12 protein-coding genes and 1 tRNA gene are annotated in these 12,532 nt (G+C 63.1%); 12 read left to right on the top strand and 1 reads right to left on the bottom strand.

Annotated features, from left to right (window positions below; all coding sequences use genetic code 11):
* Positions 1–85 precede the first annotated feature (85 nt).
* Positions 86–1,630 (top strand): 2-isopropylmalate synthase, encoded by a 1,545-nt coding sequence (locus KPG66_RS09495; RefSeq protein ID WP_237070749.1) that lies wholly within the window; start codon positions 86–88, stop codon positions 1,628–1,630.
* 202 nt (positions 1,631–1,832) lie between these two features.
* Here KPG66_RS09495 and KPG66_RS09490 read toward each other — a convergent pair whose 3' ends face one another.
* Entirely contained in the window at positions 1,833–2,300 is a 468-nt protein-coding gene (locus KPG66_RS09490) for a hypothetical protein (RefSeq protein ID WP_237070778.1), read from the bottom strand.
* Between the two features lie 359 nt (positions 2,301–2,659).
* On the opposite strand from KPG66_RS09490, the gene KPG66_RS09485 reads away from it, so the two are divergent.
* From KPG66_RS09485 to KPG66_RS09435, 11 genes are all read left to right on the top strand, one after another.
* The gene (locus KPG66_RS09485; protein WP_237070777.1) at positions 2,660–3,967 is read left to right on the top strand and encodes a branched-chain amino acid ABC transporter substrate-binding protein; all 1,308 of its coding nucleotides are present in this window, start codon (positions 2,660–2,662) and stop codon (positions 3,965–3,967) included.
* A 98-nt stretch (positions 3,968–4,065) separates the two neighbouring features.
* Complete coding sequence (gene rpsO / locus KPG66_RS09480; protein ID WP_013435914.1) at positions 4,066–4,335, top strand: 30S ribosomal protein S15; 270 nt, start codon at positions 4,066–4,068, stop codon at positions 4,333–4,335.
* A gap of 284 nt (positions 4,336–4,619) precedes the next feature.
* Positions 4,620–6,806: a polyribonucleotide nucleotidyltransferase gene (gene pnp / locus KPG66_RS09475; RefSeq protein ID WP_237070748.1), complete on the top strand. Its 2,187-nt coding sequence runs from the start codon at positions 4,620–4,622 to the stop codon at positions 6,804–6,806.
* Positions 6,807–6,963: 157 nt separating this feature from the next.
* The gene (locus KPG66_RS09470; protein ID WP_237070747.1) at positions 6,964–7,968 is read left to right on the top strand and encodes an NAD(P)H-quinone oxidoreductase; all 1,005 of its coding nucleotides are present in this window, start codon (positions 6,964–6,966) and stop codon (positions 7,966–7,968) included.
* 105 nt (positions 7,969–8,073) lie between these two features.
* On the top strand, positions 8,074–8,865 hold the full coding sequence (tpiA, locus tag KPG66_RS09465; protein ID WP_041753727.1) for a triose-phosphate isomerase: 792 nt from the start codon (positions 8,074–8,076) through the stop codon (positions 8,863–8,865).
* 5 nt (positions 8,866–8,870) lie between these two features.
* On the top strand, positions 8,871–9,263 hold the full coding sequence (gene secG / locus KPG66_RS09460) for a preprotein translocase subunit SecG (protein ID WP_041754396.1): 393 nt from the start codon (positions 8,871–8,873) through the stop codon (positions 9,261–9,263).
* 164 nt (positions 9,264–9,427) lie between these two features.
* Positions 9,428–9,512 (top strand) — tRNA-Leu (locus tag KPG66_RS09455).
* 165 nt (positions 9,513–9,677) lie between these two features.
* A complete protein-coding gene (locus KPG66_RS09450; protein ID WP_013435909.1) occupies positions 9,678–10,037 on the top strand; it encodes an NADH-quinone oxidoreductase subunit A in 360 nt (119 codons plus the stop codon).
* 59 nt (positions 10,038–10,096) lie between these two features.
* Complete coding sequence (locus KPG66_RS09445) at positions 10,097–10,576, top strand: NuoB/complex I 20 kDa subunit family protein (RefSeq protein ID WP_006052903.1); 480 nt, start codon at positions 10,097–10,099, stop codon at positions 10,574–10,576.
* A gap of 15 nt (positions 10,577–10,591) precedes the next feature.
* A complete protein-coding gene (locus tag KPG66_RS09440; RefSeq protein ID WP_237070746.1) occupies positions 10,592–11,194 on the top strand; it encodes an NADH-quinone oxidoreductase subunit C in 603 nt (200 codons plus the stop codon).
* An 83-nt stretch (positions 11,195–11,277) separates the two neighbouring features.
* Positions 11,278–12,531, top strand: a complete 1,254-nt coding sequence (locus KPG66_RS09435) for an NADH-quinone oxidoreductase subunit D (protein ID WP_013435906.1) — start codon at positions 11,278–11,280, stop codon at positions 12,529–12,531.
* Position 12,532: the final 1 nt, after the last annotated feature.

Here is a 12,532-nt window from a genome sequence, read left to right as displayed (position 1 = left end):
GTTTCGCCTGTTCGCGCCGGCGTCACCTGCGGTGGCGCCGATGATGTTGCCGCTTGCCCCCACTGATTCGAGCCCGGAGACTGACATGGCAGACAAGTTGATCATATTCGATACGACGTTGCGTGATGGCGAGCAATCGCCGGGCGCGTCGATGACGAAGGAGGAGAAGATCCGCATTGCGCGACAGCTTGAGCGCATGAAGGTGGATGTGATTGAGGCGGGCTTCGCGGCCAGTTCAAACGGGGATTTCGACGCAATTCAGGCGATCGCCTCGCAAGTCAAGGACAGCGTGATCTGCTCGCTGGCGCGCGCCAACGACCAGGATATCGCGCGTGCGGCCGACGCGCTCAAGCCGGCGGGGCGGTTCAGGATCCATACATTCATCGCGACCTCGGCGCTGCATATGGAAAAAAAACTGCGCATGACGCCGGAGCAAGTGTACGAGCAGGCGCGGCTGGCAGTGCGTTTTGCCCGGCAATTCACGGACGACATCGAGTTTTCGCCGGAGGACGGCAGCCGCTCGGACATGGATTTCCTGTGCCGGGTGCTGGAGGCGGTAATCGCGGAGGGTGCCACCACAATCAACATTCCGGATACCGTTGGCTATGCGGTGCCGGACGGATATGCGGCACTGATCCGGCAGATTCGCGAACGGGTACCAAACTCAGACAAGGCGGTATTCTCGGTGCACTGCCACAATGATTTGGGCATGGCGGTGGCGAACTCGCTGGCGGCGGTGAAGCTAGGCGGCGCGCGGCAGATTGAGTGCACGGTGAACGGGCTTGGCGAGCGGGCCGGGAACACGTCGCTGGAGGAAGTGGTGATGGCGGTGAAGACGCGCCGTGACTACTTTGGGCTGGAGGTGGGCATCGACACGACGCAGATCGTGCCGGCCTCGAAGCTGGTGTCGCAGACGACGGGCTTTGTGGTGCAGCCGAACAAGGCGGTGGTGGGTGCCAACGCGTTTGCACACGCGTCGGGGATTCATCAGGACGGGGTGCTCAAGGCACGAGACACGTACGAGATTATGCGCGCGGAAGACGTGGGCTGGAGCGCAAACAAGATCGTGCTCGGCAAACTGTCGGGCCGCAACGCGTTCAAGCAGCGGCTGCAGGAATTGGGCGTGGCGCTGGACAGCGAGGCGGAACTGAACGCCGCGTTCGCGCGCTTCAAGGAACTGGCTGATCGCAAGACGGAGATCTTCGACGAGGATATCTTGTCGATCGTTAGCGAGGAGGCCAATGCCGCGCATGGTCACGAGACCTATCGGTTCGTGTCGTTGTCGCAGCGTTCGGAAACCGGCGAGCAGCCGCACGCGATGGTGGTGTTCTGCATTGACGGTAGTGAGACGACCGGCGAGGCGCACGGCAACGGTCCGGTCGATGCGACGTTGCATGCGATCGAGTCACGGGTCAATAGTGGTGCGGAATTGATACTGTATTCGGTCAACGCGATCACAACCGGCACGCAGGCGCAAGGCGAGGTGACCGTGCGGCTGTCGAAGGCGGGGCGTATCGTCAATGGCGTTGGCACCGACCTAGACATCGTCGCTGCATCGGCAAAGGCCTATATTGCGGCGTTGAACAAGCTTGATCCGAACGCCGAAAAGCTCAATCCGCAGCACTCGTAGCGGTGTGGCCGCACGCCGCCATCCGTGCCGCGCGTCACACGCCGTCATCTGTACCATGCGTCACACGTCGCCATCTGTGGCACGCGGCGCGTGGCGCTGGCCGTGTCGTGCGGCACTGCTTGTCAGGGCGCGGGCGCCTGGACAGGCACCGTCGTGCGCCGCCAACATCGGCGTGGTCGCCGCCCGCGCTGGTGTGGCGCCGCTAAAACGGGGCGTGCCGGCGCTCTGGATCGTGCAACGGGTCAGGCGTCTTCTGCGTGAGCCGCAACACACCGGCATCGTCGAAGTAAAAGTGGTACAACTGGTACCAGACACCGTCATCCATATAGCGATAACTCCACACTTCCCGCCTCATCCGCGGGAAATAGGCGGTTTCCTCCGGCTTGCCGAAGCGGATCAGTACATCGTTCTTCGTCCACTTGCCGATTTCCGCTTGGTAGAATTCGCTGTTCTGCAGCACCTGTCGCACGTTGACGACCTTGCCCGTGCCGTCAACGTCGGCCGCCGTTGTCGTCTCGCCCATCGGCTGGGTCGGCCACATCAGCCGCTTACCTCCATTGGGCAGGTCATACACTTCGCGGGGGGCGCCGAGCCGTGCGATCAGCATCGGCGCATCGTCACCGGGCTTGAAACGCTGCCACGGCTGTACGCAACCGCACAGCGCCAGCATGGCAAGACCGGCGGCGATTCGTACTCGAGCGGGCGCGGCCCAGGCCGGCCACGCGAGCGAATCCAATAATGACATGGTCCGAACTCCTTTTTCCGTTGCAGCAATTTTGACATGCATTGACGCAAAAGATCGCACCGGCCTTGCCGTGCGAGGGCGCGCTGGCCTATGATCCGCGCTTTGATGTGAACGGCGAGGACCGGATGAGCAGCCAGGGGTGCGGACAGGATCGGATGAACGAACATGTAGGTGACTTGCCGGCGGGCGGGCCTCTGGCCGTGGCGCGCCGTGCGCATGGGCGCCTCGCGCAGTCCGTGCGTGCCGGGTGGCGGCGCTTGCGCGCCGCAGCCGTCGTGTTGCCGATGTCGATGACGCTTGCCTGCGCGGCGCACGCGCAAGCAAACGCCGCGGGCGTGGCGGCCGCGCCCGACCCGGTTCCGGGGCAGCGTGCGCTGCCCGCCGGCGGGCCGACCGGCGCGCCGGTGCGGCTCGCGCTAATCGAAGGGATGTCCGGCGCCTTTGCGAATGCGGGCGCGGCAGTCGAGCGTAACTTGCGCTTTGCGATCGAGCGGGTCAACGCCCGCGGCGGGGTGATGCTGCGAGACGGCGCGCATCCGTTGCAGTTGGTGGTGCTGGACAGCCGGGGGGCCACGGACGAGGCGCTGGTGCAGCTGCGCGCCGCTGCTGACGCGCGGATTGCTTTCGTGCTGCAGGGCAACAGCTCCGCGGTGGCCGCGGCGCTGGTCGCCGCGATCAACAAGCACAATGCGCGCGAACCGAGTCGCCGCATGCTGTTGCTGAACTACTCGGCCGATGATCCGGCGCTGACCGAAGCCGACTGCAGCTTCTGGCATTTTCGCTTTGACGCCCACGCAGGCATGCGGATCAACGCGTTGACCGAGGTAATGCGCCGCGACCCGTCGCTCAAGAAGGTCTATCTACTTAACCAGGACTACAGCTTCGGCCGCCAGGTGAGTTCGCTGGCCCGCTCGGCGCTCGCCGCGCAGCGGCCCGACGTGGCGATCGTGGGCGACGAGTTCGTGCCGGTGGGGCGGGTCAAGGACTTTGCGCCGTATCTGGCGAAGATTCGGGCGAGCGGCGCCGACGCGGTGCTGACCGGCAATTGGGGCAACGATCTGACGCTGCTGGTGCGCGCGGCGCGCGAGCAGAACCTGAAGCTGCGGTTCTACACCTTCTACGGTAACAGCCTCGGTGCGCCGGCGGCACTGGGCGATGCCGGCGTGGGCCGCGTGATCGCGGTGGCAGACTGGCATCCGAACGTGGGCGGGGCGGCGTCTGATGCGTTCTACACGGCATTTCGGGCGCGGTATCCGGCGCCATCGGACGATTATCCGTTGTTGCGCATCAGCGTGATGATCGACATGCTGGCTCGCGCGCTCACGCGCGCCGGCTCGGACGACGCACGGGCGGTGGCGACCGCGCTGGAAAGCTCGCGCGCCGGCTACGACAGTGGTTTCCATCCATCGTGGATGCGTGCTGACGATCATCAACTGATCCAGCCCCTTTACGTCATGCAGATGGAGAAGGCGGGTACCGCACACGTGCGCTTTGATAATGAAGGTTCCGGCTATGGTTTTCGCACGCTGCTGACACTCACGCCCGAGCAGACGGTGCCGGCTAACACGTGCCAGATGCGCCGTGTGCGCTGATCCTAGCGTGCCCCGGCTGTGCTACAATAAGTGTCTTGCTGCAAACTCACGGCACGGCCTTTCTTCCGTGACCGCCTGTTGATTGATAAAGGAAAATCATGCCTGTAGCGAATATCAACAAATCGGAAGTCGTCGCGCAATTCGCGCGCGGCACAAATGACACCGGTTCCCCGGAAGTGCAGGTCGCGCTGCTCACGAGCCGTATCAACGAGTTGACGGTGCACTTCAAGGCCCATATGAAGGATCACCACAGCCGTCGTGGCCTGCTGCGCATGGTGAGCCGCCGTCGCAAGTTGCTCGACTACCTGAAGGCAAAGGATGCCGACCGCTATCGTGCGCTGATCGAGAAGTTGGGTCTGCGTAAGTAAGCAGCTCGATTGCAGACTTTTGCCTGCAACTTGCAAAAGATGCCTGCGTCAGCATGCTGATGCAGGCATTTTGTTTTTAGCGTTTCCGGTGTGATGGGTGTTCCGCACGCGCCTATGCGCGTGCGACCGTCCGGCAAGCGAGGCGGGGTTTTGTGTCATTCCAGCGCGGCAGCAGTGCCGCTGTCGCGCTGGAATGGCATAACACTTCCCTGTTTTCGAGCGGCCGGCAAGGGTTGGGGAACGGTCGATGGACCGGCCGCGCGCATGCGCGGCGTCTCGAAGGAGTGAAAATGTTTAATAAGATCGTCAAAGAATTCAAATGGGGCCAGCACAACGTGCGGCTCGAAACGGGCGAGATCGCCCGTCAGGCAAGCGGTGCGGTGATTGTCGATGTTGAGGACACCGTCGTGCTCGCGACGGTGGTGGCGGCCAAGTCGGCCAAGCCGGGCCAGGACTTTTTCCCGCTGACCGTCGACTACATCGAGAAGACGTATGCGGCCGGCAAGATCCCGGGTGGCTTCTTCCGCCGCGAAGGCCGTCCTTCCGAGGGCGAGACGCTGATCTCGCGGCTGATCGACCGCCCACTGCGTCCGCTGTTCCCGGAAGGCTTCTACAACGAAGTGCAGGTCGTGATCCATGTGCTGTCGATCAACCCGGACATTCCGGCGGACATCCCGGCGATGATCGGTGCATCGGCGGCGTTGGCAATCTCCGGTATTCCGTTCAATGGGCCGATCGGCGCGGCGCGTGTTGCCTATATTGACAATCAGTTTGTGCTCAATCCGACCCGCTCGCAGTCCAAGGCATCGAAGCTGGACTTGGTGGTCGCCGGCACCGAGCGTGCGGTGCTGATGGTCGAGTCCGAAGCGGATCAGTTGCCGGAGGAGGTAATGCTTGGCGCGGTCGTGTTCGGTCATGAACAGATGCAGGTGGCGATCGACGCGATTCACGACCTCGTCAAGGAAGGTGGCAAGCCTGAATGGGATTGGCAGCCGGCGCCGAAGGACGAAGCGCTGATTGCGCGCGTGACGGAGTTGGCGCTCGCCGAGTTGCAAGCGGCATACCAGATCCGGCAGAAACAGCAGCGCTCGGCCAAGCTGAAAGAAGTGTATGCGGCGGTCACGGCCAAGCTGGCCGAACAATCCGTGGCAGCCGGCACGGCCGTCGTCGATGCCGCGACGGTCGGCAACATCCTGTTCGATCTCGAGGCGAGGATCGTGCGCAGTCAGATCCTGAACGGCGAGCCGCGTATCGATGGGCGCGACACGCGCACCGTGCGTCCGATTGAAATCCGCACCGGCGTGCTGCCGCGCGCGCACGGCTCAGCGCTGTTCACCCGAGGCGAAACGCAGGCGCTGGTGGTGGCCACGCTCGGCACGAAGGGCGATGAGCAAATCATCGACGCGATCGAAGGCGAATATCGCGAGCGGTTTATGCTGCACTACAACATGCCGCCGTTTGCGACCGGCGAAACAGGCCGTGTCGGCTCACCGAAGCGCCGCGAGATCGGTCACGGCCGGCTTGCCAAGCGCTCGCTCGTCCCGTGCCTGCCGGGCGATGACGAGTTCGGCTACACGATCCGTGTCGTGTCGGAGATTACCGAGTCGAACGGCTCATCGTCGATGGCGTCCGTGTGCGGTGGCTGCTTGGCGTTGATGGACGCGGGTGTGCCGATGAAGGCGCACGTGGCGGGTATCGCGATGGGGCTGATCCTGGAGGGCAACAAGTTCGCGGTGCTGACCGACATCCTGGGCGACGAAGACCACCTGGGCGACATGGACTTCAAGGTGGCAGGTACCGCGCAGGGCGTGACCGCGTTGCAGATGGACATCAAGATTCAGGGCATCACGAAGGAAATCATGCAGGTCGCCCTCGCGCAAGCGAAGGAAGGCCGCTTGCACATCCTGGATAAGATGACTTCGGCTGTGCCGTCAACGAACATGCAGCTGTCGCAGTTCGCGCCGCGGATGATCACGATGAAGATCAATCCGGAAAAGATTCGCGACGTAATCGGCAAGGGCGGCTCGGTGATCCGGGCGCTGACGGAGGAAACTAACACGACGATCGACATTTCCGACGACGGTGTTGTGACCATCGCGAGCACAAGCCCCGAGGGCATGGCCGAGGCGAAGAAGCGTATCGAGAACATCACGGCGGAAGTGGAGGTTGGCCAAATCTACGAGGGCGCAATCCTGAAGCTACTGGATTTCGGCGCGATCGTGAATATCCTGCCGGGGCGCGACGGCCTGCTGCATATTTCCGAGATCGCGAACGAGCGGATCAAGGACATCAACGACTACCTGAAGGAAGGCCAGCAGGTGAAGGTCAAGGTGATCCAGACCGACGAGAAGGGCCGGGTACGGTTGTCCGTGAAGGCGCTGCTCAACGAGGTGCCGGTTACGCCGCCCGCGACACCGCCCGCGACACCGCCCGCGTCGAGGCCCGCGACGCCGTCGGCGGAGCAGGAGTAACGCGGGCGGGGTGGCGGTCAGTCACCACGCGCGGGTCTGGCAAGATCGCGCGCGTGGCGCCGCCGTGCCGCATTCGGTTCGCACGGCCGGAGTGCTTCGCGCGCTGCCGGCCGTTTCTCCTTATCATCGTTGGCAACCTGGCGACGCGGAGTTCCGCATGAAAGCGATCGAGATTACCGAATACGGTGCGCCCGAGGTGTTGAAGCCTGGTGAGCGTCCCATGCCGGCGCTTAAGCCCGGCGAAGTGCTGATCAAGGTGGCGGCAGCCGGGGTGAACCGCCCGGACGTTTTCCAGCGCACGGGCAATTACCCCGTGCCGCCGGGTGCGTCGGACATCCCCGGCCTGGAAATCGCCGGCGAAATCGTCGAGGGTGATCTCGACGGCGCAAATAATCCGTTTGGCCTAACGCGCGGGCAGCGCGTGTGCGCGCTGGTGCAAGGCGGCGGATACGCGCAGTATGCGAGTGCGCCGCTGGTCCAGTGCCTGCCCGTGCCAGCGGGCTTGTCAGACGTGCAGGCCGCGTCGTTGCCTGAGACGTTCTTCACCGTCTGGAGCAATGTGTTCGATCGCGGCCGGTTGGGCGCGGGCGAGGGCGGCCCCCAGGAGGCGCTGCTGGTGCAGGGCGGCTCCAGTGGTATCGGGGTAAGCGCGATCCAAATCGCGCATGCGCTCGGTCATCGGGTGTTCGCCACGGCCGGCAACGCACAGAAGTGCGCCGCGTGCGAGGCGTTGGGCGTCGAGCGCGCGATCAACTACAAGACCGAAGATTTTGTCGCCGTCGTCAAATCGCTGACCCATGATCGCGGTGTCGACGTAATCCTGGACATGGTGGGCGGCGCCTATGTGGGCCGTGAGTTGAGTGCGCTGGCCGACGGCGGCCGCATCGTGCTGATTGCGTTGCTCGGCGGCGCCAACGCGCAGATCAACTTGGGTGAGGTCTTGCGCCGGCGCTTGACATTGACTGGCTCGACGCTACGGCCGCGTTCGGTGGCGTTCAAGGCCGCCATCGCTGCGCAATTGCACGAGCGGGTGTGGCCGCTGATCGAGCAGGGCGCGATCAAGCCGGTGATCCACCAGGTGTTTCCAGCCGAGCAGGCGGCCGCGGCGCACGCGATGATGGAGAGGGGGGAGCACATCGGAAAAATCGTGCTGACTTGGTGAGTCACGCCGGTTTGACCGCGACTCGCGCCGCGCAGTAGAATTGCGCGTTTGTGCACGGCTTTTGCTTATTGATTGACGCGTGCACGTCACAGATCCACGAGACCCATGTCGAAGCAACAACGATCGAAGCTGGTAGTCGGAAACTGGAAGATGCACGGCCGCGTCGCTGACAACGATGCGCTGCTGCACGCGCTCGTGCAACGCGTGGCGACACTCGGGCCGCAGGTGCGGCTCGGCGTGTGTGTGCCGCATCCGTATCTCGCCCAGGCCCAGGCGCGCCTTGCCGGTACGCCCATCGCATATGGCGCGCAGGATGTGTCCGCGCATACGCAGGGCGCGTATACCGGTGAGGTCGCCGCCCCGATGGTTGCCGAGTTTGGTGCGACGCTGGCGATCGTAGGCCACTCGGAGCGCCGCGCGTTGCATGCGGAATCGTCGGAGTTGGTGGCGGCCAAGGCGCGGCGTGCACTCGAGGCCGGTATGACGCCGATCGTCTGCGTCGGCGAAACGCTGGATGAGCGGCAGGCCGGGCAGACCGACAGCGTCGTGCGTGCGCAGCTTGCAGCGGTGCTCGACGCGCTGGACGAGACCGACGTGGCACGGCTGGTGGTGGCATACGAGCCGGTCTGGGCCATCGGTACTGGTCAGAGTGCGACGGCGCAGCAAGCACAGCAGGTCCACGCCGCGTTGCGGGCGCAGCTCACGGCCAAGGCAGGGGCGCAGGTGCCGCTGCTGTACGGCGGTAGCGTGAAGCCGGGTAATGCACAGGAATTGTTTTCGCAGGCGGATATCGACGGCGGCCTGATTGGTGGCGCATCGTTATCCGCGACCGATTTCCTTGCGATCGGCGCGGCGGCGGCCGCGGCACTCGCCGGGGATCCGGCTCATTCTAGGTGATGCAAATGTTGTTTTTGAAGACGTTGATGATCGTGGTGCAGGTGCTGTCGGCGCTCGGCGTGATTGGGCTCGTTTTGCTGCAGCACGGCAAGGGTGCCGACATGGGTGCGGCATTCGGTAGCGGGGCATCGGGTAGTCTGTTCGGTGCTAGCGGCTCGGCCAACTTCCTGTCGCGCACCACGGCGGTCCTCGCCACCGTGTTCTTCGTCAGCACGCTCGCGCTGACGGCGCTGGGGAGCTACCGCCCGAAGGCCGGCGGTGGCTTGTTAGGCGGTGCGGCGTCACTGGCGGCGAGCGCGCCGGCAGCGGGTTCGGGAGTGGCCTCCGGTGTCGCGGTGCCGAGCAGCGCGGCACCGTCCGCGGGCGTGTCCACGCCGGGACAGGATGTGCCGAAATAACGCGGAAGTTGGCAAAACTATGTTTCCCGCGGCGGATAGAAAAACGTATTTTGTGCGTTGAACAAACGACCTAACCCAGTTACAATCTCAGTCTTGAAGCGATTCGCGGTAACAGTGGTAACGAAGGGTTCATGCTCCGAGTGGCCGCCCGGATTGCAGACAGTGCCGACGTGGTGAAATTGGTAGACACGCTATCTTGAGGGGGTAGTGGCGCAAGCCGTATGAGTTCGAGTCTCATCGTCGGCACCAACGTTATCCAATGCCAGCCGCTTGCATTTACGCTTCGGCTGGCATTTATTTTTTGAGCGCTGCTTGCGTTGCGGTGTGGCGACGTCGAAGTGGCGCATCCGCGCAGTATCCTGGTCGGGGCGGTCGGACCGGCCGACACCTTGAACCAACCGATAGAGGATAGTCTTGAACCTCGCTGCCTATTTCCCCGTCCTGCTGTTTCTTCTCGTGGGCCTCGGTTTGGGGATTGCTTTGGTCAGTATCGGCAAGCTCCTGGGTCCGAACAAGCCGGACAGCGACAAGAATTCCCCGTACGAGTGTGGTTTCGAGGCGTTCGAAGACGCGCGCATGAAGTTCGACGTGCGCTACTACCTGGTTGCCATTCTCTTCATCATTTTTGATCTGGAAACGGCCTTCCTGTTCCCTTGGGGCGTTGCGCTGCGCGACATCGGCTGGCCGGGCTTCATCGCGATGATGATTTTCCTGCTCGAGTTCCTGCTGGGCTTCGCCTATATCTGGAAACGGGGTGGCCTGAACTGGGAATGAACGCAAATCACGCTTGAATGTCGGGCGCAACGCTTGCTGCCCGTCTGGAGTCGAAAGCAATGAGTATCGAAGGGGTCTTGAAGGAAGGCTTTGTCACCACGACGGCTGACAAGCTGATCAACTGGACGCGGACCGGTTCGCTATGGCCGATGACGTTCGGGCTCGCCTGCTGCGCGGTTGAGATGATGCATGCCGGTGCCGCACGCTATGACCTGGACCGTTTCGGTGTCGTGTTCCGGCCGAGTCCGCGTCAGTCCGACGTGATGATCGTGGCCGGTACGCTGTGCAACAAGATGGCGCCTGCGCTGCGCAAGGTCTATGACCAGATGGCCGAGCCGCGCTGGGTGATCTCGATGGGCTCGTGCGCGAATGGCGGCGGCTACTATCACTACTCGTACTCGGTCGTGCGCGGATGTGACCGGATCGTGCCGGTTGACGTGTACGTGCCCGGCTGCCCGCCGACCGCCGAGGCGCTGGTCTACGGCGTGATCCAGTTGCAGGCGAAGATCCGCCGCACTAACACTATCGCCCGGCAGTAACGCGGAGCTCCCCACATGGCAAGCAAACTCGAGACCCTGAAGGCGAACCTCGACAAGGTGCTCGGCAACAAGCTGAAAAGCGCCACGGAGTCGCTCGGGCAATTGACGATTGTCGTCGCCGCCAGCGATCTGATTGACGTCGCGACGCGGTTGCGTGATGACCCGACGCTCGGCTTCGAGCAATTGACCGACCTGTGCGGCGTCGATTATTCGACGTACGGCGATGGCGCATACGACGGTCCGCGCTTTGCCGCGGTGTCGCACCTGCTGTCGATCCGTAACAACTGGCGGCTGCGCGTGCGGGTTTTCGCGCCGGATGATGACGTGCCGATCCTGCCGTCACTGATCGATGTGTGGAATTCGGTGAACTGGTACGAGCGCGAGGCGTTCGATCTGTATGGGATCGTGTTCGAAGGCCATCCCGATCTGCGTCGGATCCTGACTGACTACGGTTTCATCGGCCACCCGTTCCGCAAGGATTTTCCGCTGTCCGGCTATGTCGAGATGCGCTACGACGCGGCAGAAAAGCGCGTTGTCTACCAACCTGTCACGATCGAGCCGCGCGAGATCACACCGCGCGTGATTCGCGAAGAACGCTATGGCGGCCTCAAGCACTGAGCGCCTGCCCGGCCGGCTGCGGACCGCATGCGCTCGCGCAAGCGGTCCGTCCGAGTCATTGAATTTCTAGTAAGCCCGCGAACATGGCTGACATCAAGAACTACACGCTGAACTTCGGTCCCCAGCATCCGGCAGCGCACGGCGTGCTGCGCCTCGTGCTTGAGTTGGACGGCGAGGTGATTCAGCGTGCCGATCCGCACATCGGTTTGCTGCATCGCGCAACCGAAAAGCTCGCCGAACACAAGACGTTCCTCCAGTCGGTGCCGTATATGGACCGCCTCGACTACGTGTCGATGATGGCCAACGAGCACGCGTACGTGATGGCGATCGAGAAGCTCGTCGGTATCGACGTGCCGCTCCGGGCCCAGTACATCCGCGTGATGTTCGACGAGATCACGCGGATCCTGAATCACTTGATGTGGATTGGCGCCCACGCGCTGGACGTCGGCGCGATGGCAGTGTTCCTGTACGCGTTTCGCGAGCGCGAGGACTTGATGGACGTCTACGAGGCGGTGTCCGGCGCGCGCATGCACGCGGCGTACTATCGGCCGGGTGGCGTCTACCGCGATTTGCCGGACGTGATGCCGCAATACAAGGCCTCGAAGATCCGCAACGAAAAGGCGCTCGCCCGGCTCAACGAGAACCGCCAAGGTTCGCTGCTCGATTTCATCGAAGACTTCACGAATCGCTTCCCTGGCTGCGTCGATGAATATGAGACGCTCCTGACCGACAATCGGATCTGGAAGCAGCGGCTGGTCGGCATCGGCGTCGTCACGCCGGAGCGTGCGCTGCAACTGGGCATGACCGGACCGATGCTGCGTGGTTCGGGTGTTGAATGGGACTTGCGCAAAAAGCAGCCGTACGAAGTATATGACCAGCTCGATTTCGACATTCCGGTCGGCGCGGGCGGCGACTGCTATGACCGATATCTCGTGCGCATCGAGGAGATGCGCCAGTCGAACCGAATCATCAAACAGTGTATTGCATGGCTGCGTAAGAATCCGGGCCCGGTGATGGTCGACAATTACAAGGTCGCGCCGCCGTCGCGGCTGAACATGAAGTCGAACATGGAAGAGCTGATCCACCATTTCAAGCTCTTCACAGAAGGTATGCACGTCCCCGAGGGCGAAGCGTACGTCGCCGTCGAGCACCCGAAGGGCGAGTTCGGTATCTATTTGGTGTCGGACGGCGCGAACAAGCCGTACCGGCTGAAGATCCGCGCGCCCGGCTATGCGCATCTATCCGCGCTCGACGAGATGGCGCGCGGTCACATGATCGCCGACGCGGTCACGATCATCGGGACACAGGACATCGTGTTCGGCGAGGTTGACCGGTAGC

It is taken from the genome of Mycetohabitans sp. B2 (genome assembly GCF_021733735.1).
In the GTDB taxonomy this organism is placed as follows: Bacteria; Pseudomonadota; Gammaproteobacteria; order Burkholderiales; family Burkholderiaceae; genus Mycetohabitans; species Mycetohabitans rhizoxinica.
Note: the sequence above shows the minus strand (reverse complement) of the source record. Positions and strands in the feature narration are given on the sequence as shown.

Excerpts from the sequence above, each read along its gene's own strand:
- KPG66_RS09495 (WP_237070749.1), top strand. The coding sequence starts at position 86 with ATGGCAGACAAGTTGATCATATTCGATACGACGTTGCGTGATGGCGAG.
- KPG66_RS09490 (WP_237070778.1), bottom strand. The coding sequence starts at position 2,300 with ATGCTGGCGCTGTGCGGTTGCGTACAGCCGTGGCAGCGTTTCAAGCCC.
- KPG66_RS09485 (WP_237070777.1), top strand. The coding sequence starts at position 2,660 with ATGTCGATGACGCTTGCCTGCGCGGCGCACGCGCAAGCAAACGCCGCG.
- rpsO (WP_013435914.1), top strand. The coding sequence starts at position 4,066 with ATGCCTGTAGCGAATATCAACAAATCGGAAGTCGTCGCGCAATTCGCG.
- KPG66_RS09470 (WP_237070747.1), top strand. The coding sequence starts at position 6,964 with ATGAAAGCGATCGAGATTACCGAATACGGTGCGCCCGAGGTGTTGAAG.
- tpiA (WP_041753727.1), top strand. The coding sequence starts at position 8,074 with ATGTCGAAGCAACAACGATCGAAGCTGGTAGTCGGAAACTGGAAGATG.
- secG (WP_041754396.1), top strand. The coding sequence starts at position 8,871 with ATGTTGTTTTTGAAGACGTTGATGATCGTGGTGCAGGTGCTGTCGGCG.
- KPG66_RS09445 (WP_006052903.1), top strand. The coding sequence starts at position 10,097 with ATGAGTATCGAAGGGGTCTTGAAGGAAGGCTTTGTCACCACGACGGCT.
- KPG66_RS09440 (WP_237070746.1), top strand. The coding sequence starts at position 10,592 with ATGGCAAGCAAACTCGAGACCCTGAAGGCGAACCTCGACAAGGTGCTC.
- KPG66_RS09435 (WP_013435906.1), top strand. The coding sequence starts at position 11,278 with ATGGCTGACATCAAGAACTACACGCTGAACTTCGGTCCCCAGCATCCG.